This is a genomic window from Acidisphaera sp. S103 (assembly GCF_009765975.1).
Classification (GTDB): Bacteria; Pseudomonadota; Alphaproteobacteria; order Acetobacterales; family Acetobacteraceae; genus Rhodopila.
Window position 1 is genome coordinate 24,040 of sequence record NZ_LMUJ01000030.1, and the last position, 21,801, is coordinate 45,840.

18 protein-coding genes are annotated in these 21,801 nt (G+C 63.9%); 13 read left to right on the forward strand and 5 right to left on the reverse strand.

Annotated elements, in window-relative coordinates; translation table 11 throughout:
* Nucleotides 1–194 precede the first annotated feature (194 nt).
* Together GSQ89_RS04030 and GSQ89_RS39015 are read right to left on the reverse strand one after the other, a co-directional pair.
* A complete protein-coding gene (locus GSQ89_RS04030) occupies nt 195–1,250 on the reverse strand; it encodes an AI-2E family transporter (RefSeq protein ID WP_158922283.1) in 1,056 nt (351 codons plus the stop codon).
* Nucleotides 1,247–1,681, reverse strand: coding sequence for a hypothetical protein (locus GSQ89_RS39015; protein WP_158922285.1), 435 nt, complete (start codon nt 1,679–1,681; stop codon nt 1,247–1,249). The genes GSQ89_RS04030 and GSQ89_RS39015 overlap by 4 nt, the downstream gene beginning before the upstream one ends.
* Before the next feature lie 207 nt (nt 1,682–1,888).
* Here GSQ89_RS39015 and GSQ89_RS04040 point away from each other — a divergent pair, with 207 nt between their 5' ends.
* From GSQ89_RS04040 to GSQ89_RS04060, 5 genes are all read left to right on the forward strand, one after another.
* Nucleotides 1,889–3,517 (forward strand): amidase, encoded by a 1,629-nt coding sequence (locus GSQ89_RS04040; RefSeq protein WP_158922287.1) that lies wholly within the window; start codon nt 1,889–1,891, stop codon nt 3,515–3,517.
* Nucleotides 3,518–3,611: 94 nt separating this feature from the next.
* A complete protein-coding gene (locus GSQ89_RS04045) occupies nt 3,612–5,687 on the forward strand; it encodes a hydantoinase/oxoprolinase family protein (protein ID WP_158922289.1) in 2,076 nt (691 codons plus the stop codon).
* A 4-nt stretch (nt 5,688–5,691) separates the two neighbouring features.
* A complete protein-coding gene (locus GSQ89_RS04050) occupies nt 5,692–7,419 on the forward strand; it encodes a hydantoinase B/oxoprolinase family protein (protein WP_158922291.1) in 1,728 nt (575 codons plus the stop codon).
* A gap of 148 nt (nt 7,420–7,567) precedes the next feature.
* Nucleotides 7,568–8,875 carry an MFS transporter gene (locus tag GSQ89_RS04055; RefSeq protein WP_158922293.1) on the forward strand — a complete coding sequence of 436 codons (1,308 nt, stop codon included), beginning with the start codon at nt 7,568–7,570 and terminating at the stop codon, nt 8,873–8,875.
* Between the two features lie 107 nt (nt 8,876–8,982).
* On the forward strand, nt 8,983–10,284 hold the full coding sequence (locus GSQ89_RS04060; protein WP_158922295.1) for an MFS transporter: 1,302 nt from the start codon (nt 8,983–8,985) through the stop codon (nt 10,282–10,284).
* Nucleotides 10,285–10,308: 24 nt separating this feature from the next.
* On the opposite strand, the gene GSQ89_RS04065 is transcribed toward GSQ89_RS04060, so the two are convergent.
* Nucleotides 10,309–10,650, reverse strand: coding sequence for a hypothetical protein (locus GSQ89_RS04065; protein ID WP_158922297.1), 342 nt, complete (start codon nt 10,648–10,650; stop codon nt 10,309–10,311).
* 319 nt (nt 10,651–10,969) lie between these two features.
* On the opposite strand from GSQ89_RS04065, the gene GSQ89_RS04070 reads away from it, so the two are divergent.
* The 3 genes from GSQ89_RS04070 to GSQ89_RS04080 are packed head-to-tail and all read left to right on the forward strand — an operon-like array spanning nt 10,970 to nt 13,276.
* Nucleotides 10,970–12,340 (forward strand): carbohydrate porin, encoded by a 1,371-nt coding sequence (locus GSQ89_RS04070; RefSeq protein ID WP_158922299.1) that lies wholly within the window; start codon nt 10,970–10,972, stop codon nt 12,338–12,340.
* 13 nt (nt 12,341–12,353) lie between these two features.
* Nucleotides 12,354–12,602, forward strand: coding sequence for a hypothetical protein (locus tag GSQ89_RS04075; protein ID WP_216856004.1), 249 nt, complete (start codon nt 12,354–12,356; stop codon nt 12,600–12,602).
* A complete protein-coding gene (locus GSQ89_RS04080; RefSeq protein WP_158922303.1) occupies nt 12,599–13,276 on the forward strand; it encodes an isoprenylcysteine carboxylmethyltransferase family protein in 678 nt (225 codons plus the stop codon). Before GSQ89_RS04075 ends, GSQ89_RS04080 begins: the two co-directional genes overlap by 4 nt.
* A gap of 121 nt (nt 13,277–13,397) precedes the next feature.
* Here the strand turns inward: GSQ89_RS04080 and GSQ89_RS04085 are convergent, their stop codons facing one another.
* The gene (locus GSQ89_RS04085; protein ID WP_158922304.1) at nt 13,398–13,787 is read right to left on the reverse strand and encodes an MAPEG family protein; all 390 of its coding nucleotides are present in this window, start codon (nt 13,785–13,787) and stop codon (nt 13,398–13,400) included.
* 62 nt (nt 13,788–13,849) lie between these two features.
* Between GSQ89_RS04085 and GSQ89_RS04090 the strand changes: the two genes are divergently transcribed.
* The 5 genes from GSQ89_RS04090 (at nt 13,850) to GSQ89_RS04110 (ending at nt 20,328) form a co-directional block, all read left to right on the forward strand.
* Complete coding sequence (locus GSQ89_RS04090) at nt 13,850–15,304, forward strand: amidohydrolase family protein (protein ID WP_158922306.1); 1,455 nt, start codon at nt 13,850–13,852, stop codon at nt 15,302–15,304.
* Nucleotides 15,305–15,309: 5 nt separating this feature from the next.
* Complete coding sequence (ampC, locus tag GSQ89_RS04095; RefSeq protein ID WP_216856005.1) at nt 15,310–16,461, forward strand: class C beta-lactamase; 1,152 nt, start codon at nt 15,310–15,312, stop codon at nt 16,459–16,461.
* A 148-nt stretch (nt 16,462–16,609) separates the two neighbouring features.
* Nucleotides 16,610–18,337: an ABC transporter permease subunit gene (locus GSQ89_RS04100; protein WP_158922310.1), complete on the forward strand. Its 1,728-nt coding sequence runs from the start codon at nt 16,610–16,612 to the stop codon at nt 18,335–18,337.
* A gap of 11 nt (nt 18,338–18,348) precedes the next feature.
* The gene (locus tag GSQ89_RS04105) at nt 18,349–19,662 is read left to right on the forward strand and encodes an AAA-associated domain-containing protein (protein WP_158922312.1); all 1,314 of its coding nucleotides are present in this window, start codon (nt 18,349–18,351) and stop codon (nt 19,660–19,662) included.
* Nucleotides 19,663–19,941: 279 nt separating this feature from the next.
* On the forward strand, nt 19,942–20,328 hold the full coding sequence (locus GSQ89_RS04110; RefSeq protein WP_158922314.1) for a GxxExxY protein: 387 nt from the start codon (nt 19,942–19,944) through the stop codon (nt 20,326–20,328).
* Between the two features lie 393 nt (nt 20,329–20,721).
* On the opposite strand, the gene GSQ89_RS04115 is transcribed toward GSQ89_RS04110, so the two are convergent.
* Entirely contained in the window at nt 20,722–21,699 is a 978-nt protein-coding gene (locus GSQ89_RS04115; RefSeq protein ID WP_158922316.1) for an LLM class flavin-dependent oxidoreductase, read from the reverse strand.
* Between the last annotated feature and the right edge of the window lie 102 nt (nt 21,700–21,801).

Sequence of the window (21,801 nt, forward strand, 5' to 3'; positions counted from 1 at the left end):
AACAATCGCGGAAGCTATTTGCAGGATGAAGGTCCTGTGCCCTGGAACGACCGCCGGCAACGACGACGCCCAATATCAGAACGACGATTGCTGATAGTCTCCACCGGACCCGACCGGATGATCGAGGCGACGCCTGCCCGCCGAACACTGGCCGCCGCGCCAGCATCTCCCTGTTGCGCCCCACCGCCTAACCCCTACCGCCCCGTCCACTCCCGCCACAGCAGCATCAGCGCCGCCATGATCGCCGGCCCCAGGAACAGGCCCAGCAGCCCCCACGTCTCCACCCCGCCCAAAATCCCCAGCAGCACCCACAGGAACGGCAGCCGCGTCGCGCCGCCGATCAGCACCGGGCGGACGAAATGGTCGGCGACGAACGTCACCACGAACCCCAGCACCAGGATGGCGATCGTCCACGCCACCATTTCCTGCGCCAGCAGGATCAGCGCGGCAATGCCGAACACCAGCGGCGCGCCGAACGGCACCATCGCCGCGATCGCGGTGAACAGCCCGAACAGAGTGGGATGCGGCACCCCGGCGACCAGATAGCCGATGCCCAGGATGAACCCCTCCCCCAGCCCGACCAGCACCAGCCCGTCCACCGTCCCATGCACCGACGCGATAATCTGCCGGCCGATCCGTTCCCCCGCGGGTCCGAACGCACGCGCGCTGGCCCGCAGCATCTGGTCGCCCAGGCGGTCGCCGTCCTTGAACAGGAAGAACAGAGTCAGCAGCGTGAAGCCGAACAGCACGATGCGGTGGGCGATATTGGCGCCCAGTTCGCCGCTGCTCGACACGAACGACGACTCCCGAGCGCGTTGCAGCAGCGCCTTCGCGGATTCGGGGTTGGTCAGGTTTTCGTCCCACCACGTCGTGGCCTGCTGGCTGCCGATCGGCAGGTGGCTCAGCCAGGCGGGCGGCGGCATGCCCTCGGTGCGGGCCTTGGCGAGGCTGTCGTAGACGCCATGCACCTCCCGCCCCGCCTGCACGGCGACCAGGATCAGCGGGATGATGAACACCAGTGCCAGGCCCAGGGTGAACACCGACGGCAGCAGGATGTTGTGCTTGCCCGGCGGCCAGCGGCGCACCGCGCGCTGGTACAGCGGCCAGACGGCGATCGCCAGGATGGCGGCCCAGATCAGCGCCGGCAGATACCGGTGCAGCGTCCACAGCCCCAGCGCCGTCAGCAGCAGCGACAGGACCAGCTTCGCCGCCTGCTGCGGGCGGGATGCACCGTCGGGGGCCTCAGTCACGGTGCGCGCCTGCCCGGCGGATAGGGCGGCGGCGGTTGGTCACGGCGGGACGGCGCGGCGCTCAGGCGCTGGGTCATCACCGCAGCGCCGGTCGCCACCAGGATCAGCGCCGCCAGCCAGCGGCTGATCGGGGCAGGCGCGAAATCGTAGGGCCGCCAGACCAGGACCAGGAACACCAGCGAGACCACCACCAGCGCGCCGATACCGCGGTGTCCACGCTGCGACGCCATGAACGCCAGCACCGCGAACACCACGTACAGCGCGATCGCCAGCGCCCGTATCACGCCATAGGTTTGCGCCCCCAGCGCCGCGACCAGCGAGCGGAACGCCGCGTCGATCCCGTCGATCAGGTTCCAGCAGGCGTCGAGGAACCGATCGGGACCGATCACATACAACGCCACCGCCAACACCAGGCCACCGGCCCAGATCATCAGAAGACTGCCTCGCCGCACGACACCGCCTTGGTTGCAGATTGGAATAATGGTTCTACGCGATTCCCGCCGATCCCGCACGTCAGGCGACACGATCGTGATTTAGCCCTTGCGCACGCGGCGGGATGGGTGAAACTGCCATGGTAACGCGGCGGTGACCGCGAGGGAGGAAGCGCAGTGCTCGTTTCCTGTGCGGAGATACCTGCCATGCCCGACGACCTGCACCACCTCTCCATCACCGATGCCGCTCGTTTGATCGAGCAGCGGCGCCTGTCGCCGGTGGACCTGACCCAGGCCTACCTGGATCGGATCGCGGCCTATGACCCGCAGTTGAACGCCTATCTGCTGGTGACGGCCGATCGGGCGCTGGACGCGGCTCGGGATGCCGAGACCGAGATCGCCGCCGGCCGGTATCGCGGCCCGATGCACGGCATTCCGTTCGCGTTGAAGGACATCTACTGCACCAACGGGATCCGCACGACGTGCCATTCCCGCACCCGCGAGACCTATGTGCCCGGGTTCGACGCTACCACGGTGGCCAAGCTGCACCAGGCGGGCGCGGTGCTGCTGGGCAAGCTGTCCACCCATGAATTCGCCCATGGCGGGCCGTCTTTCGATCTGCCCTGGCCGGCGGCTCGCAACCCATGGAACCGCGAATACGCCACGGGAGGCTCGTCAAGCGGGTCCGGCGCCGCCGTCGCCGCGGGTTTGGCGCCGGGTGCGCTGGGGTCGGACACCGGCGGGTCGATCCGCAATCCGGCCGGGCTGTGCGGGCTGGTGGGGCTGAAGCCGACCTATGGGCTGGTCAGCCGGTCGGGCGTGTTCACCAATAGCTTCAGCTACGACCATGCCGGCCCGATGGCTTGGACGGTGGAGGACTGCGCGATCATGCTGCAGGCGATCGCCGGGCATGACGCGAAGGACCCTGCCAGCGCCCGCCATCCGGTGCCGGATTACAGAGCGGAATTGTCCGCCGGGGTGAAGGGGCTGCGCATCGGCGTGCTGCGGCATTTGTACGAGGACGACATCCCCGTCCCCGCATCGCTGAAAGCCGCTTTGGACCAGGCCTACGACGTGCTGCGCGGCCTGGGCGCCACCGTCGAGGATGCTCGTATTCGTCCCGCCTCCGACTACCACGCGGTGAAGATCACCGGCGCGGAGACCGAGTTGTTCGCCGTCCACGAACCCGTCCTGCGGACTCGCCTGAACGATTTCGGTGCCGATTTCCTGGGACGAGCGTTGGGTGCTCTGCTGATCAGCGGGCCGGACTACATGCAGGCGTCGCGCCAGCGCCGGGTGATGATCGACGAAATGGCGCCGCTGTATGCGAAATACGACGTGCTGGTCACCGCCGGGCCGGGTCCAGCGTCGCGGCTGGATGCGTGGCGGACGCTGAGTTTCTGGCGCAACAACAACATCACCGCGCCGTTCAACGTGACCGGCAGCCCGGCGCTGGTGCAGTGCATCGGCTTCACCGATGACGGACTGCCGCTGTCGATGCAGGTGGTCGGCCGGCCGTTCGCCGACGCGACGGTGCTGCGGGTGGCGAAGGCGTATGAGGACGCCACCCCCTGGCGGCAGCGGCGCCCGGTGCTGAACCCGAACGCTGCGTTGTTGCCCGCTCCGCCGGTCCCCGAACCAGCGAAAGCCGAGATCAGCCGCATGCGGCGCGACGAGATCGCCGTGATGTGCAAGCGCCGCGGCCTGACCGTGCCCGAAAACCACTTCGAGCAGCTCTGCGCGACAGTGCCCTATATTGAGGAGATGGTCGGCCACCTCGGCCGGTCATGGGACTTCACCGATGAGCCGTCGAGCGTGTTCCAGTTCGGGGGTTAAGCCCGTCATTGCGAGGAGCGCGGCGACGCGGCAATCTCCGGCCAACCGCGTCCTACCCAACCGGGACGCATCAACCACACCCTAAGGACTCCGGATGAAGTCTGCCCGTCTTGCTGTCGATATCGGCGGCACGTTCACCGATCTTGCGCTGGAGCAGGACGGCAAACGCACCACCGCCAAGGTGCTGACCACTCAGTCCGCCCCCGAACGCGGCGTCATGGACGGTTTCCGCACCATCATCCAGGCCGCCAGCGTCGCCCCGGCCGACATCGAGCTGATCATCCACGGCACCACCCTGGCAACCAACGCGGTGATCGAGCGCAAGGGCGCCCGCACCGCCCTGATCACCACCGAGGGTTTTCGAGATGTCATCGCCATGGGCAACGAAAGCCGTTACGATCAGTACGACCTGAACATCGTCCTGCCGGAGCCGCTGGTCCCCCGCCACCTGCGCCTGCCCGTGCCCGAACGGCTGGACAACACCGGCAAGGTCCTGCGCCCGTTGGACGAAGCGGCGGTGCACGCGTTGGTTGACGTGTTGAAGCGCGAGAAGGTGGAAAGCATCGCTGTTGGCCTGCTGCACGCCTTCGTCAATCCGGTTCACGAGCGCCGCATCCAGGCCATCCTGCACGACGCCCTGCCGGGCATTCCGGTGTCGCTATCGTGCGAAGTCTCGCCGGAAATGCGCGAGTGGGAACGGTTCTCCACCACCGTCGCCAACGCCTACGTGCAGCCGATGATGGCCAGCTACCTGCGCCGCCTGGAAACCGAGTTGCACGATGCCGGCGCCCCAGCGCCGCTGTTCCTGATGATGTCCGGCGGCGGGCTGACCACGATCGAGACCGCCTGCCGCTTTCCGATCCGCCTGGTTGAATCCGGCCCGGCCGGCGGCGCCATTTTCTCGGCCCACATCGCGCGCGAATGCGGCCTGGACAATGTGCTGTCCTTCGACATGGGCGGCACCACAGCAAAAATCTGCCTGATCGACGGCTTCAAGCCGCAAACCGCCCGCACGTTCGAAGTCGCGCGTGTCGGCCGCTTCCGCAAGGGATCAGGCCTGCCGCTGCGCATTCCGGTGATCGAGATGGTGGAAATCGGCGCCGGCGGCGGATCGATCGCGCATGTCGATTCCATGGGCCGCATCGGTGTCGGCCCAGAGAGCGCCGGCGCCGATCCCGGCCCCGCGTGCTACGGCCGTGGTGGCACCCATCCGGCGGTGACGGACGCCAATTTGTCGCTGGGCCGTTACGATCCTGCCCGTTTCGCCGGCGGGTCGATGAAGCTGGATGTCGGCGCCGCGCACGACGCGCTGCTGGCCGATGTCGGTGCGAAACTATCGCTGACCGCGGAACTGGCGGCGCTGGGCGTGGTGGAAATGGTCGATGAGAACATGGCCAACGCCGCCCGGGTCCACGCCATCGAGTCCGGCAAAACCTACGAAGGCCGCACCCTGATCGCCTTCGGCGGCGGCGGCCCGGTCCACGCCTGTCGCGTCGCCGAGAAAGTCGGCATCAACCGTGTACTGGTGCCGTCCGGCGCCGGCGTCGGCAGCGCCATCGGCTTCCTGCGCGCGCCGGTCGGGTATGAGGTCGTCCGCAGCCTGTACCAGCGGTTTTCGACGTTCGACGTCGCCGCGGTGAACGACCTTCTGGCCGATATGCGTGTCGAGGCCGAAACCGCCGTCGCCAAGGGCAGCTTCGGCGCCCCCACGGTGGAAACCCGCACCGCGTATATGCGCTATGTCGGGCAAGGCCACGAAATCCCTGTTCCGCTGCCGAACACCAGGCTGGGTCCGGACGACATCGCCCTGATCCGCGATCGTTACGACACCGAATACGCCCGTTTCTTCGACCGCCCCGTCCCCGGATCGGATGTCGAAATCATGAGCTACGCCGTTGTGGTCACCACCGTAACGGACGACGTGACCCCTCCCCCACGATCCGGCGATCTGTTCACGACCGAGGCCGCACCGGTCCGGACCCAGCCGGTTCGGGACACCACCACCGGCGAAGTCTCCGATTGGGCGATCTACGACCGAACCGGCCTGGTGCCGTGGGCCAGCATCGCCGGTCCGGCGATCGTCACGGAAGACGAAACGTCCACCCTGATCGGCCCCGGCTGGACGGCGGTGGTCAATGGGCTGGGGTATATCGAGATGACGAGGGTTTAAGAACATGTCCCACGAAACCAACGCCCTCGCCCAAATCCACCGCCAGATCATGTGGAACCGCCTGATCGCGGTCGTGGAAGAACAGGCGCAGATCATGATCCGCACCGCCTTTTCCACCACCGTCCGCGAAGCCGGGGACCTGTCCGCCGGCATCTTCGACCTACACGGGCACATGATGGCGCAGGCCGTTACCGGCACCCCCGGGCACGTCAACTCCATGGCCGAATCCGTGGGTCATTTCCTGAAGAAATTCCCCACAGCCTCCATGCGCCCAGGCGACCACTACATCACCAACGACCCCTGGCTCGGTACCGGCCACCTCCACGACCTGACCGTCGTCACCCCCGCCTTCCACAACGGCAAGATCGTCGGCCTGTTCGCCAACACCGCGCATGTCATCGACATCGGCGGCCTCGGCATGGGACCGGAGGGACGGTCGGTCTTCGAAGAAGGCATGTATATCCCCATCGTCAAATGCTTCGCCGAAGGACAACCCAACGAAACGTTTTTCGACTTCATCCGAGCCGGGTCGCGCCTGCCGGTGGAGCTGGAGGGCGACATCTATTCGCTGTGTGCCTGTAACGATGCCGGCGCCAAGCGGCTGATCGAGATGATGGACGAATTCGAAATGACCGGGCTCGAGTCACTGGCCGGCTTCATCTTCGAAAGTTCCCATCGCGCCACGCTGGCGGAAATCGCCAAGATTCCGCGCGGCACCTACCAGAACGAAATTTACTCTGACGGTTACGAGGAACCGGTCCGCCTCGCCGCGTCCATGGACATTCTCGACGACGGGATCGAGGTCGATTTCACCGGCACCTCCGGGCTGTCGTCACGCGGTATTAACGTTCCGCCGGCGTATTGCAGAGCGTATTCCTGTTTCGGGATCAAATGCGTGGTGGCGCCGGAAATCCCCAACAACTGGGCCTCGCTGGCACCGTTTCGGATGAAAATACCCGACGGCTGTATCCTCAACGCCCCGCACCCCTACCCCGTGTCGGTTCGCCACGTCATCGGCCATCTGCTGCCTGACCTGATGATGGGTTGCCTGCACCAGGCGGTTCCGGAGCGGGTCACCGCCGAGGGTGCGTCAGCCCTGTGGAACCCGCCGATGCGCGGCGGCGGCGCCATCTCCGGCCAGGCGCGTCACAACAAGCCTGTGGTCGCCGATTTCGAGATCATCACTTTCAATTCCGGCGGCACCGGTGCTCGTCCGACCCGGGACGGGCTGAACGCCACCGCCTTCCCGTCCGGTGTCCGCACCATGCCGGTGGAGGCGACCGAGAACGTCGCCCCCGTCGTCATCTGGCGCAAGGAGCTGAAGCCCGATTCCGGCGGTGCGGGGCGCACGCGCGGCGGTGTCGGCCAGATCATGGAGATCGCCACCAAGGGTGACCTGGAATTCGCCGTCAACGCCAGCTTCGACCGTGTCGCCAACGCGCCCCGCGGGCGTGAGGGCGGCCTGAACGGCGCCGCCGGCCGCGTCACGCAGAAATCCGGCAAGCAACTGCGCACCAAGGGTCTGCAGGTCATCCCCGACGGCGACCGCCTGATCCTGGAACTGCCCGGCGGCGCCGGCATGGGCGATCCCACCGCTCGCGATCCCGCCCTGGTCGCCCGCGACGTCCGCGACGGGTTGGTATCCGCCGCCAATGCCCAGGCGCACTATCGCGTCGCCGTCACCGCGTCCGGCACGCTGGATGAGGCCGCCACGCAGGCATTGCGGGCCTAAACACCAACCAAATATCAAACGACGACGCGAGCAATCGAAATGGTTGCTCGCGCCCTTCCCCGTATCGTAGAAAGGATTACTAAAAATTTAAGAAGAGCCCGAACACGTCGGCAATCAAGCCGCCCATGGGCCAAACGGGGAGATTTCCATGGACGACGCCCTCGAAAAATCGGCGATGCGGAAAATCTACATCCGCCTGCTGCCGTTCGCGATCCTGACCTACTTCCTCGCCTATATTGACCGCATCAATGTCAGCTTCGCCGGGCTGACGATGCGCGGCGATCTGGGCATGTCGGCCACGGCATTCGGTTTCGCCGCCGGCACGTTCTACTGGGGCTATTTCATCTTCGAGGTTCCCAGCAACATCGCCCTTGAGAAAATCGGCGCCAGGATCTGGATCGCCCGCATCATGATCACCTGGGGCATTTTCGCCGGAATCACCGCGATGGTGACGGGATCAAGCAGTTTCGCCGTTGTGCGCTTCTTCCTGGGCGCGTCCGAGGCCGGGTTCTTCCCCGGTATCGTCCTGTATTTCACCTACTGGTTCCCCAGCTACCACCATGCACGCATCGTCTCGGCGTTCCTGATCGGCCTGCCCATCGCAGTCGCCGGCGGTGCGCCGATTTCCACCGCGATCCTGGGTCTCGACGGGCTGTTCGGCCTCAGCGGCTGGCGGATCATGTATATCGCCGAGGCGATACCCACCGTCCTGATCGGTGTCGTGACATTGTTCGTGATGACGGACCGGCCGGAGCAGGCGAAATTCCTGACCGACGCCGAAAAGAACTGGCTGACCGCCAAGCTTGCGTCCGAACGCAAGGCCAAGGAAGCGGTCAAGACCTTCAGCACTATACAGGCGATGTTCGACCCGAAAGTGCTACTCCTTTCGTTGAACTATTTCGGCATCGTCGTCGCCAGCCTGGGCGTGCTGATCTTCGTTCCGCAGATCATCAAATCGATCGGCGACAGCGGCAACATGACGGTCGGCTGGCTGACCATGATCCCGTATATCTGTGGCGGCATCTCGCTGGTTGTCTGGGGCCGCATCTCCGACCGCATGCGCGAACGGCGCTATAACCTGCTGGGCGCCTGTGTGCTGGCCGCCGTGGGCCTGTTCATCGCCGGCTATATGCTGGGAACGTGGTGGTCGATGGTGGGCCTGTCGCTCGCGACGATGGGCTTCTACGGCAGCAAAGGGCCGTTCTGGGCAATGCCGCCGATGTTCCTGACCGGCACGGCGGCGGCGGCCACGATCGCCTGGATCAATTCGATCGGCAACCTGGGCGGGTTCTTCGGTCCCTGGTATGTCGGGGTCATGAAGGACATGACCGGCAGTTACGCTGGCGGATTGTACGGCCTGGCGCTGCTGTGCGTGATTTCCGCACTGGTTTGCGCATTTTTCCTGAACGTCCGGGACGCGGCCAAAGCCGTCCCCGAACCCGCCGGCGCCGACTGATCTTTACAACTGTCCATCCACACGTAACCATCCCCGTACAACGCAATCCCCCCGCTCGGTTTTCGCAACAAAACCGAGCGGGGGTTTTGATAAAAGGGAGAAATGTGGTGGATGATGCGGTTGAACGATCGGCTATCCGGAAAATCTATTGGCGCCTGCTGCCGATCGCGATCTTCACCTACCTGCTCGCCTATATCGACCGCATCAATGTCGGTTTCGCCGCCCTGACCATGCGCGGCGACCTGCACATGTCCGCCACGCAGTTCGGTTTCGCGTCCGGTATCTTCTTCTGGGGCTACTTCATCTTCGAGGTCCCCAGCAACGTCATCATGGAGAAAGTCGGCGCTCGGATTTGGATCGCCCGCATCATGATTTCCTGGGGCGTGCTGGCCGCCGCCACCGCCTTCGTCACCGGCACCAACAGCTTTGCCGTGCTGCGCTTCCTCCTCGGTGTCGCCGAGGCGGGATTCCTGCCCGGCCTGATCCTGTATTTCACCTATTGGCTGCCCGGTTACCACCACGCCCGGGTCGTGTCCGGCTTCCTGGTCGGCCTGCCGATCGCCGTCGCGCTGGGTTCGCCGGTGTCCACCGCCCTACTGTCGCTGGACGGCTGGTTGGGCCTGCATGGCTGGCAGCATATGTATCTGTTCGAGGGCCTGCCCACGGTGCTGATCGGTTTCGCCGTGCTGTTTATCCTGACCGATCGGCCCGCCCAGGCGAAATTCCTGACGCAGCCGGAAAAGGATTGGCTGTCCCGCACGTTGGAGGCCGAAAAGCGCACCAAGGAGGCCAAAGGCCGCATGAGCCTGTGGCAGGCGCTGGTCGACTTCAAAGTCCTGATGCTGGCGCTGAATTATCTCGGCATCGTCACCGCCAGCCTCGGCATGCTGATTTTCATTCCGCAGATCATCAAGTCGCTGGGCGTCACCAGCAACATGACCGTGGGATGGCTGACCATGATCCCCTACATCGCCGCCGGCATCGTGGAGCTGATCTGGGGCCAGGTCTCCGACCGGATGAACGAACGGCGGTGGAACCTGTTCACCGGCTGCATGCTGTCCGCCATCGGCCTGGTGATCGCCGGCCTGACCATGGGAACGTGGTGGGCGCTGTTCGGGATGACGATCGCGGCCTGCGGCTTCTACGGCTCGAAAGGCCCGTTCTGGGCGATGCCCGGCATGTTCCTGACCGGCCCGGCGGCCGCGGCGGGGATTGCCTGGATCAACTCCATCGGCAACCTCGGTGGGTTCTTCGGCCCGTGGTATGTCGGCTTCATGAAGGATGCGACCGGCAGCTACAGCGGCGGGCTGTATGGCCTGGCGCTATTCGGCTTCGCCGCGGCGGTGATTACCGTGCTGTTCCTGGATATCCCGAACCCTGCCCCGGTACGGACCCAGGTGGCCGAATAGCCGGATATCCAGGCGGCCAGTCGCCTAGCAGTGGAGCGCCGTCCCGGATGTTGGCGGCTTTAAGACGCGTCGAGCGAGATTTGCCACCTGGAATCTGAACACCGCGTCCGGAAACGCGTCCGGCGCGGGGGCATTCGCAAACGCAGAACGAACAAGGTTTCCGTTGTGAACCACGCGAACGCTGACGATCGCGGTCGGCTTTCTGCCGTCATTGACGACACGCCAGATCATTTGCGGCGCGGATACGGCAAACGTTGGGGAGACATCGCATCGGGTCGGATACGATTCCGCCACCCCCGCCCTGATAAGCCGCGTCAGCTCGGTATTCGTGTAACCTTTCGCCATGCCCTGGACCACCAGGACCATCGCTCCGTCCGGCGTTCCAATTCCGGACCAATCCTCCGAACCACCTGAAATACCCGTCCTGGAACAGGACACGACAAACACCAGGCAACATAATAGTGCACGGCGAACCAAAGCCATTCCTTCACCGAATCTTAAAATGCGCGCACAACCTAACCCCAAGTGATCGTCGCGGCAAATAGTATTTCTTATATATATATTGCCAGATACCGATATTATTCTCCGGAATAGAAATGTTGCCGAGTATTGATCACGGCGTCATAAGACATACCAGTGATCGCCTCGGGGTAGCATTTCGGTGCCTGTACGTAGCCTGGTTTCAATGCAGACAGCCCACCGGGCAACGTTTGCCTTCCTGCTGATCGCCGCTGTTGTCTTAACCGTGCCAACGCACGCCCGGGCGCAGTCCGACAGCCAGCCATCGCCGGCCCCGAGCGACCCGATGCCGCTGGAGGAGAGTTGGGCCGTTCATGGCCAGACCACGACGACATGGCTGCTCCAGCCGGCATTTCGTTCCCCGTACCAAGGGCCGCAAAGCCTCAGCTCTGCCGCCAACGGCCGGGAAACGGTCGACGCAACGCTCTATTTCGGGCTGCGGCCCTGGCACGGCGCCGAGATTTGGATCAACCCCGAGATCGACCAGGGCTTCGGCCTCAGCCAGACGTTCGGCGTGGCGGGCTATGTCAGCGGCGAGGCCTATAAACTCGGCCAGGCGTCGCCCTATTATCAGATGCCACGGGCATTCTTCCGCCAGACGATCGATCTCGGCGGTGCGACCCAGAAGGTCGATCCCGATCTGAACCAATTGGGCGGCAGCCAGACCGCCAACCGGCTGGTGTTCACGGTCGGAAAATTCTCGGTCGTCGATATATTCGATACCAACAAATACGCCCACGATCCCCGCAACGACTTTCTCAACTGGTCGATCATCGACCTGGGGACCTTCGACTACGCCGCCAATTCATGGGGCTATACCTATGGCGCCGCGGCCGAGTGGTATCAGGACTGGTGGACCGCCAGGGTCGGTCTGTTCGACCTGTCTGTCGTTCCGAACAGCCAGTATCTGAACAATCGTTTCATTTCACAAGCGCAGTTCGTCGCCGAGTTGGAGGAGCGGCACACGCTGTGGAACCAGCCCGGCAAGCTGAAGGTGCTGTACTGGCTCATTCGCGGCGATTTGGGATCCTATGACGACGCGCTCGCGCTGGCCGCGGCGAACGGCCAACCGCCCTCGACCGCCGCGGTACGCAACTATCGCAGCAAAGCCGGCATCGGACTGAACCTGGAGCAGCAGATCACCCCCGACCTTGGCGTTTTCGCGCGCGCCGGCTGGACACAGGGAAGCGTGGAGGAAGTCGACTTCACCGACATCAACGAGTCGGTATCGGCCGGACTGTCGTTGGCCGGGTCCAGTTGGGGCCGCCCGGACGACACGGTTGGCCTGGCGGGCGCGATCAACCTGATCTCGCACCAGGGCAAGCAATATCTCGCGGCCGGCGGACTGGGCGGCATTATCGGCGACGGCCAGTTGCCGCAAGCCGGTCCCGAACAGATCGTCGAAGCATATTACAGCCTCGCCTTGTTCGGCTTCGCCCACGCCACCGCCGATTATCAGTTCATCAACGATCCGGCCTACAACCGCCAGCGAGGCCCCGTCTCGGTCTTCGGTTTGCGACTGCACGCACAATTTTGACGAACCGTCATCAATGTCTCGCCCAAACTGGCGAGACGAAAATCGCCAGGTTGCACGCCATTTCGGCCCCTGGTATGTCGGCGTCATGAAGGACGCGACCGGCAGCTACAGCGGCGGGCTGTGCGGGCTGGCCCAGTTCGGCTTCGTCGCGGCAAAGATCACCGTATTGTTCCTCGACATCCCGAACCCTGCCCCGAGCCGGTTAGAATGCGAACACACTGGAAACGGTGCGGTTGACCGCAGCGCCGCCATCGTGAGATGAAAAACACGACCAGGAAAGCGTTCAGCGGCCTTGTTTTCGTGCTTCTCGCCATGGCAGCGCTGCTCTTCCTGCCCGCCTGGACACTCGACTACTGGCAGGCATGGGTGTTCCTGGCCGTGTTCGGCGGATCGGCGTTGGCAACCACCCTATACCTGATGAAACATGATCCCGAACTCCTGCGCCGCCGGACACAAGCCGGTCCAACCTCGGAGAAACAAACAAATCAGAAAATCATCCAAACCATTACGTCCATCGGGTTTGTCGCCATACTGATTGTCTCCGCTCTCGACCATCGCTTTGCCTGGTCGCCGGCGCGGCCATATGTTCCGCCCGTCGGTGACGGTCTCATTCTTTTCGGTATGCTCACTATATTTTTTGTGTTCAAGCAAAACAGCTTTGCATCCTCAACCATCGAACGCGTGCCCGGACAGGAAGTCGTAACGACCGGACTCTATGCCCTGGTGCGCCACCCGATGTACATGGGCGCCGTTTTCTATCTGATCGGCATACCGCTCTCACTTGGCTCGTTATGGGGGCTGGTCGCGGTCGTCTTCATGATGCCCGCACTGATATGGCGGCTCTTCGACGAGGAAAAATTCCTCGCGATTAATCTACCCGGCTATACGGAGTACCAGAACAAGGTGGTGTATCGCCTGGTGCCGTTCATTTGGTAAGGTTACGCAATATATGCCTTACGGAAGCAACCCACCCCAATGCATCCGCCCAGAAAATCCGCCACGCCCCACACATAGCAACGCTTCTGCTGCTGGCACGCCGATCTCCTGAACCACGGCCCTAGCGCCCCGCCCACATCGGCGAAAAGAAGATCGCCAGGTTGCACGCGAACCCGACCGACCAGACCATCGACCGCAGGCTTGGGCGATCGCCCAGGTACAGCAGCACATACACGACCCTGGCGACCAGGAAGGCGATCGCCAGCGCGTCCACCCTGCCCTGCGGGACCGCCCGCATCTCCGCCAGGATCACCGCGGCGGCGAAGAACGGGAATGCCTCGAACCCGTTCTGGTGCGCGCCCAGCGACCGGGTCCGCAGGCCCGGTGTGAAGTAGTTCGGGTCACGCGGGTTGCCGTTGTCATACTCCCGCCGGCCACTCAGCTTGGCCGGCATGATCGACAGGATCGTCAGGACGACGGCCCCGAGGAGGCACAGTTCGGCGATGGTCATGACGTCAGGCTCCGGGTAAACTTGTGCCTCTATTCCACGAACGAGACGGACGGAACAAGCTTATGGCCCTGCGCTGCGACCTGATCATCCGAAACGCCACCGTGTTCGACGGGCTGGGCAACCCGCGCGTCACCGCCGATGTCGGCGTCACCGGCGACCGGATCGTGGCGGTGGGCGACCTGGGCAGCCATGAGGCCGACCGGGACGTCGATGCCGATGGGCTGGCGCTGGCCCCCGGCTTCATCGACGCCCACACGCACGACGACCGAGCAGTGCTGTGCGGGCCGGAATGCATGCTGTGCAAGATGTCGCAGGGCGTCACCACCGTCGTCGTCGGCAACTGCGGCATCTCGCTGTCGCCGGTGCGGATGAAGTCCCGGCCGGTGCCGCCGCTGGATCTGCTGGGCGACGAAAGCTGGTTCGCTTACGACAGTTTCGGCGAGTATGCCGACCGGCTGAAACGCGATCCCTCGCCCGTCAACACCTATGCGCTGATCGGCCATATGTCGTTGCGTGTCGAGGCGATGAACGGCGATACCCAGCGCGCTGCCTCCGACAAGGAAGCCGCTCATATGCAGGCCCGCCTGCGCCAGGCGCTGGCCGAGGGGGCGTCGGGCTTCTCCACCGGCCTCTATTACCCGCCCAACATGATGGCCCCCACGGACGAGGTGATCGCCGTCGCCGAGGCTCTGCGTGCCACCGGCGGGTTGTACGTCACGCACATGCGCGACGAGGCGAACGACGTGCTGCTGTCGATCGAGGAAGCCCTGAAGATCGGCAAATCCGTCGACGTGCCGGTGGTCATCAGCCACCACAAATGCGCGATGCCGGAGAATTTCGGCCGCAGCGTGGAGACCCTGCCGCTAATCGACCGGGGCGCGGCCGGACAGAAGGTGGATTTCGACATCTATCCCTATGCCGCTGGATCGACCGTGCTGATGCCGCACCGGTTGCGCAAGGACGTGGCGGTGCAGATCACGTGGTCCGTGCCGCATCCCGAATACGCCGGGCGGATGCTGGCGGATATCGCGATGGAATGGCAGATCGACCCGAAAGAAGCTGCCGAACGGCTGGTGCCGGCGGGTGCGATCTACTTCCAGATGGACGAACCCGACGTGCAGCGGATCATGGCGCACCGGTTGGCGATGATCGGCAGCGACGGGTTGCCGCACGATTCGTATCCGCATCCTCGCCTGTGGGGGACGTTCCCGCGCGTGCTCGGCCATTACGCCCGCGACCTGAAGCTGTTCAGCCTGGAGGAAGCGGTCCGGAAAATGACTGGCCACACGGCTTCGGTGTTCGGCATGGTCGATCGTGGGGTGATCCGCGAGGGCGCCTATGCCGACTTGGTGCTGTTCAACCCCGACACGGTGCGCGATGCCTCGACCTACGACGCGCCGACCAAGGTGGCCGAGGGGATCGTGGAGACCTGGGTCAATGGCCAATCCGCCTATGTGTTCGGTGAGGGTGCGACCGAAGCTCGGGCGGGGCGGCTGGTGACGCGTAACCAGGGTTGACCCAGGTGCGGTTGACGCGGCGAGCGGTGCTGGCCAGCGCGATCGCAACGCCTGTCCGCGCCCACGCGATCGCTGACCCTGATATCGCGACGATCGTCACGCAGGCGATCCGGCCGGTGGTGGACCGGTACGGCATTCCTGGGATGGCGGTGGGGGTCATCGTGAAGGGACAAAGCCACGTTTACGACTACGGCGTGGCGTCGAAGGCGACGGGACGACCGGTCACCGCCGATACGCTGTTCGAAATCGGTTCGGTTAGCAAAACGTTTACCGCGACGCTGACTGCCTATGCTCAAGTTACCGGGAAGCTGGCGCTGTCGGATACGCCGGGGCGGTATCTTCCGTCGCTGCGCGACAGCGGGATCGACAAGGTGACGTTGCTGAATCTGGGCACGCACACGCCGGGCGGCTTTCCGTTGCAATTTCCGGACGAGATCACCGACGACGCGCAAGCGACGGCATATTTCCAGGGTTGGAAGCCAACTTACGCGCCCGGAACGTATCGCACTTACGCCAACCCCAGCGTCGGGCTGCTGGGCGTGGTCGCCGCGCGAAGCCTGGGCAAGGATTTCGTAACGCTGATGGAAGGGATGCTGCTTCCCGGCCTGGGCCTGAAGCACACCTATCTGCAGATTCCTGAAGCAGCGATGAGGAACTATGCGCAAGGCTACACGAAGGCTGGGGCGCCGATCCGGATGGCGCCCGGGGCACTCGCGGCGGAAACCTACGGCATCAGAGCGACCGCCGGAGACATTCTGCGTTTCGTTGCGGCCAATATGGGTATGCTCGATCTTGACCCGGCCGTGCGGCGGGCGATCACCGACACCCATACCGGGTATTATCAGGCCGGTCCGATGACCCAGGATCTGATCTGGGAGCAGTATGACTATCCGGTCGCGTTGAAGGATCTGCTGGAGGGGAATGCCGGCAGGATCGCCTCGGAGGCCACGCCGGTCACCGCACTGCGGCCTGCACGGCCGCCGGCCGAGGCGGTGTGGATCAACAAAACCGGGTCGACCAACGGGTTCGCCGCTTACGTGGCGTTCGTGCCCAAGGAACAGCTGGGCATCGTGCTGCTGGCGAACAGGAACTACCCGATCGACGCGCGCGTGACCGCGGCCTACGAGATCATGACCCGCCTCGGCGACGGCCGGTAGCCTAACCGGGTCGCGGTCCGCTGCCGGCCGGTCCCAACACGGCTGATGTCATGGAACTGCAACGCCTTTCCCGCGTGACAGGCCGGGATGCGCACGCTAACAGGGCGGCGCGACGCAACTCCCAAGCCGGAAAACACGGTTCACCGATATGACCGCCACGCGATACCCCTCGATGGCCGCCGGCTGGCGCCTGCCCAACATATGGGATGCGGCAGCCTTCGTGTGCGTCATCGGCGTCTTGGCCGGAGTCGGCCATGTCGCCGCCGGCACGCTGACCCGCATCGACGCGCCAGGTGCGACCCAGATCACGCTCGATCCGTGGAATCTGCCGGCCTACGCCGTCCGCACCACGCTGCGGATGTTCGCGGCCCTGGCGGCGTCGCTGCTGTTCACCTTCACCTACGGCACCGCCGCCGCCAAGAGCCGGCGGGCGGCGCTGGTGCTGGTGCCGGTGCTGGACGTGTTGCAATCGGTGCCGATCCTGGGCTTCCTGACCTTCACCGTCGTCTTCTTCATGAACCTGTTCCCCGGCCAGGTGCTGGGGCTGGAACTGGCGGCGATCTTCGCGATTTTCACCAGCCAGGCCTGGAACATGGCGTTCAGCCTGTACCAGTCGCTGAAAACGGTACCGAGCGACCTGGCGGAAGCGTCGGTCAGCTTCCATCTGACCGCCTGGCAGCGGTTCTGGAAGCTGGAGGTCCCGTTCGCCACGCCGGGCCTGGTCTGGAACACCATGATGTCGATGTCCGGCGGCTGGTTCTTCGTGGTGGCATCGGAGGCTGTCTCGGTCGGCGACAACACCTGGAAACTGCCCGGCATCGGGTCCTACGTCGCGCTGGCACTGGAGAAGCAGGACATCGTAGCGGTGTTCTGGGCAATCCTGGCGATGCTGGTGGTGATCCTGCTGTACGATCAGTTGCTGTTCCGCCCGCTGGTGGCGTGGTCGGCGAAGTTCCGCTTCGAGACGACGGCCGGCGCCACCGCGTCCGACCCCTGGATGCTGCGGCTGATGCGGCGGACCCGGCTGCTGAAGTTCGTGGGCGAGCTGGTCGGCGATGCGGCGGCGTTCATCGGCGGCATGCGGCTGTCGTTCGGGTTTCGCCCGCGCACATTGATGTCGCGGGAACCGTCGCGGGCGATCGATATCGCGTGGATCGCACTGCTGTTGGTGCTGGTGGCGCTGGCGATGTGGCGGGTGGTGGTGTTCGCGTCCCAGGCCATCAGTTGGCACGACGTCGGCGTCGCCGTCGGACTCGGCCTGATCACCTTGGTGCGGGTGGTCGTGCTGATGATCGTCGCCAGCCTGATCTGGGTGCCAATCGGCGTCTGGCTGGGCCTGCGTCCGGTCTGGGCGCGACGGGCACAACCGATCGCGCAGTTCCTGGCGGCGTTCCCGGCCAACCTGCTGTTTCCGCCGTTCGTGGTGTTCATTGTCTATTTCCATCTCAGCCCGGACATCTGGCTGACGCCGCTGATGGTACTCGGCACACAATGGTATATACTGTTCAACGTCGTGGCCGGCGCGGCGGCGTTCCCGGGGGACCTGAAGGAAGTCGCCAGCAACTTCCGCATCGGCGGTTGGCTGTGGTGGCGCAAGGTCATCATTCCGGGGATCTTCCCGTATTACGTCACCGGCGCCATCACCGCGTCGGGCGGATCGTGGAACGCCGCGATCGTCTCCGAGGTGGCATCATGGGGCGATACCAAATTGCAGGCGCATGGCCTGGGCGCCTATATCGCCGACGCCACCGATAAGGGCGACATGGCCCGAGTCGTGCTGGGCGTGGTGGTGATGTCCGCCTTCGTCGTTCTGTTCAACCGCTTGCTGTGGCGCCCCATGTATGCCTTCGCGCAACGGCGTCTAACCCTGGGCTGAGGAATACCGTCATGGACACAACGGTCGATGTTCGCCCCTGCCTGATCAACGTGACAGGCTGCCGGCAAGCCTACCACAAGGATGCCAACGCCGACCTCGTGGTGCTGGACGACGTCAACCTGACGTTGCGTGAAGGCGAGATCGTCGCGCTGCTCGGCCGTTCGGGGTCCGGGAAGTCGACGCTGCTGCGCATCGTGTCGGGGCTGTTGAAGCCGACCGCTGGCAGCGTGACCTGGCGCGGGGTGGAAATCGACGGCCCGACCGACGGCGTGGCTATGGTGTTTCAGAGTTTCGCGCTGTTTCCCTGGCTGACGGTGCAGGAAAACGTCGAGATCGGCCTGGAAGCCCGCGGCGTGCCCCGCGCGAAGCGGGAAGACCTGTCCGAGGCCGCGATCGACATGATCGGGCTGGGCGGGTTCGAGAATGCCTATCCCAAGGAACTCTCCGGCGGCATGCGGCAGCGTGTCGGGTTGGCTCGGGCCTTGGTGGTGCATCCCGACCTGCTGCTGATGGATGAGCCGTTCAGCGCGCTGGATGTGCTGACCGCCGAGACGCTGCGCACCGACCTGATCGACCTGTGGATGGAGGGCAAGCTGCCGGTGAAGTCGGTGCTGATGGTGACCCACAACATCGAGGAAGCGGTGCTGATGTGCGACCGCATCCTGGTGTTCTCCTCCAACCCCGGCCGCGTGGCCAACGAGTTGAAGGTGCCGTTTCCACACCCCCGGAACCGGCTGGACCCGGAGTTCCGGCAGATGGTGGACGATATTTACGGCATCATGACTCGCCGGGCGCCGGCTGGGCCGAAGGCAGCGACCGCGGTGCCGGTCTCGCCGCTGGCGACGCCGCTGCCGCGGGTCGGAACCAACATCATGTCCGGCCTGATGGAGACGCTGGCGACGGAACCGTACGACGGACGGGCGGACTTGCCGGCGTTGGCCGCGTCGCTACAATACGAGGTCGACGACCTGCTGCCGCTGGGCGAGACGCTGCAATTGCTGCGCTTTGCTGTGCTGGAGGAAGGCGACATCCAGTTGACCGAATTGGGAAAGCGTTATGTCGAGGGCGACACGGATGAGCGCAAGGCGCTGTTCGCCGAGGCTCTGCGCCAGCACGTGCCGCTGGTCAATATGATCCGCGGCGTGCTGGACGAACGGTGGAACCACCGCGCATCGGCGGTACGGTTCCGCGACGAGTTGGAGGACCACATGTCCCCGGATTATGCCGAGGACACGCTGCGGACGGTGATCGCCTGGGGGCGATACGCGGAGCTGTTCAGCTACGATGAGGAAGCGGAACAGTTCAGTCTGGAGGATATTGAGTAGGCCTCCAACCTCCCGGCGTCGCCAGCCATCCGCGGTTCCTCGCGGCGGATCAAGTGCATATCAAAAATAACGCCGCAACAACCGTGCGAAGCGCCCAATTCACGTTGATATATTGTAACGGTGAAAATTACAGGGCAACAGCCACACTATTTATGCTCGGTGCAATCTGTGCCCTTAATCCGCTAAATCTGTGTTAGATTCTTGATTTCGCCCAACACCCATTAACCGTTTCTAAATCACTCTCCGCGATCCTTCCCACACACAGGCAGGATCGTCCGCATGCCCCATGAGTTACCCCCCAACGGAGACCTCACTTACCGGATCATTGGCCTTGCAATGCGGGTTCACAGCCGCCTTGGTCCCGGACTGCTCGAGTCAGTTTATCACCATTGTCTGTGTCATGAGCTGTCCCGAGCAGACATCCCTTTCAACCAGCAGGTCCGCCTGCCAATTCATTACGACAATATCGAGATCGAATCCGGATACCGAGCGGACATCGTCGTGCGTGGCGAGGTTATCCTGGAACTCAAGGCCGTGGAACTTGTCAGCCCGCTGCACGAAGCCCAGTTATTGACATATATGCGCCTCAGTTCATGCCGGGTTGGACTGTTGATCAATTTCAACACCGTATCGCTGACCGACGGCATCCGCCGCCGCGTGCTGTAGCCGGTTCGGTTCGGCGATACCTGCGCGAAGGCGCAGCGGGCCGGCGACATGCGGTCGGTGTTGAAGAGAAGGGAAGCGTTAACACAGATTTTGCGGATTAAGCGCACAGATTACGGGAAAAGAAGGTTTGAGGGCGATGCCCAGGATGAGTGTGCGGCGGGTTCCGGTGGGGAATGTTCGGTGATGCCGCCAAGATTCGTGTAATCTGTGCGCTTAATCCGCTTAATCTGTGTTAGCGCTTGCTTTCCTTTCCAGATATCGCCGGTGCCGATCCCCAAGGGCAGATGATCGCGGGCGCCAACGCCGATCGATGGGACACAATGCAGGCCTACGTGCCTGTGCTGCGCATCTCCTCCCATCGTCCGACGCTGTCGTGGCGTTTTCCTAGGTCGCTTATGACGCAAAAATCTCCCCCAGGCGCTTGATCGTGGCCAGGGTCTGTTCCTGCGGCAGGCCGGGCCAGTTGCAGCGCATGATGAAGTGGTCGACGCCGAGGATCTCGCGGTAGCGGGCGATTTCCTCTTTCACCGATACTTTGTCGCCGATGATGAATTTGTCGCGCGCGAAGTCCTCGAATGTCGTTTCGGTCTTACGGCCTTGCAGGCCCCAGGACGCGTAGGCGTTGTATTTGTATTCCAGGGGGCCGCGGCATTCCTCATGCGCGGTGGCGTGGTTGGCGCCGACGTAACACTCCACGGTGATGGGAAACTCCTTGGCGGTGCGGCCGTATTCAGCCAGTGCTGCCCTGTAGGTTTTCATCAGCGGGGCGATGGTACCGAGGCCGCTGCTGTTGACGATCAGCCAGGCGTCGCCGATGCGGGCGGCTCGTTTCACTGACGCGTCGGCCTGGGCGGCGATGTAGATCGGCGGGCCGCCCTGCTGGACCGGTTTCACACCGATGCCGGCATCGTTTACAGTGTAGAAACGGCCTTTGTGGGTGACGCGGTCCTCGGTCCACAGGCGCTTGATCAGGCCGATGCTTTCGTTGAAGCGCGGCATGCGTTCGGAAAGCGGGATGCCGAAGGCGTCGAATTCCGGCTGGCGGTAGCCCTGGCCGATGCCAAGGATGTAGTTGCCGCCCGTCAGGATATCCAATGTGGCGGATTCCTCGGCGACGTGCATGGGATTCTGCGGCGGCAGTATCAGGATGTTGGGACCGATGGTCATGCCTTGGGCGTGGGCCGCGAGGTAGCCCATGACCGGCGTGATCTGCAGCATCTGCATCGGATGGGTCAGCCAGTGATGCGGCAGCCACAGCGAACTGAAACCCGCATCGCGAGCGGCGCGGACCTGCTCGACGATTTCGGGGATGCGTTCGGTGACGGTGTTGCCCTGGGGGAACTGGGTGTTGACGAACAGGCCGACTTTCATGGGGTGCCTCCGCTGGTTCAGGCAGAGGTTAAAGCAGTTCACGCCGGCGGGAAATCAGGCAGGCGGGCCGCAGGGGACCTTCGATTCCCATCCCTCGTTAAC

Excerpts from the sequence above, each read along its gene's own strand:
- GSQ89_RS39015 (WP_158922285.1), bottom strand. The coding sequence starts at position 1,681 with ATGATCTGGGCCGGTGGCCTGGTGTTGGCGGTGGCGTTGTATGTGATC.
- GSQ89_RS04045 (WP_158922289.1), top strand. The coding sequence starts at position 3,612 with ATGAAGTCTGCCCGTCTTGCTGTCGATATCGGCGGCACGTTCACCGAT.
- GSQ89_RS04085 (WP_158922304.1), bottom strand. The coding sequence starts at position 13,787 with ATGACCATCGCCGAACTGTGCCTCCTCGGGGCCGTCGTCCTGACGATC.
- GSQ89_RS04055 (WP_158922293.1), top strand. The coding sequence starts at position 7,568 with ATGGACGACGCCCTCGAAAAATCGGCGATGCGGAAAATCTACATCCGC.
- GSQ89_RS04110 (WP_158922314.1), top strand. The coding sequence starts at position 19,942 with ATGCCCCATGAGTTACCCCCCAACGGAGACCTCACTTACCGGATCATT.
- GSQ89_RS04040 (WP_158922287.1), top strand. The coding sequence starts at position 1,889 with ATGCCCGACGACCTGCACCACCTCTCCATCACCGATGCCGCTCGTTTG.
- GSQ89_RS04080 (WP_158922303.1), top strand. The coding sequence starts at position 12,599 with ATGAAAAACACGACCAGGAAAGCGTTCAGCGGCCTTGTTTTCGTGCTT.
- GSQ89_RS04075 (WP_216856004.1), top strand. The coding sequence starts at position 12,354 with ATGTCTCGCCCAAACTGGCGAGACGAAAATCGCCAGGTTGCACGCCAT.
- GSQ89_RS04115 (WP_158922316.1), bottom strand. The coding sequence starts at position 21,699 with ATGAAAGTCGGCCTGTTCGTCAACACCCAGTTCCCCCAGGGCAACACC.
- GSQ89_RS04050 (WP_158922291.1), top strand. The coding sequence starts at position 5,692 with ATGTCCCACGAAACCAACGCCCTCGCCCAAATCCACCGCCAGATCATG.
- GSQ89_RS04100 (WP_158922310.1), top strand. The coding sequence starts at position 16,610 with ATGACCGCCACGCGATACCCCTCGATGGCCGCCGGCTGGCGCCTGCCC.
- GSQ89_RS04065 (WP_158922297.1), bottom strand. The coding sequence starts at position 10,650 with ATGGTCCTGGTGGTCCAGGGCATGGCGAAAGGTTACACGAATACCGAG.
- GSQ89_RS04070 (WP_158922299.1), top strand. The coding sequence starts at position 10,970 with ATGCAGACAGCCCACCGGGCAACGTTTGCCTTCCTGCTGATCGCCGCT.
- GSQ89_RS04105 (WP_158922312.1), top strand. The coding sequence starts at position 18,349 with ATGGACACAACGGTCGATGTTCGCCCCTGCCTGATCAACGTGACAGGC.
- GSQ89_RS04090 (WP_158922306.1), top strand. The coding sequence starts at position 13,850 with ATGGCCCTGCGCTGCGACCTGATCATCCGAAACGCCACCGTGTTCGAC.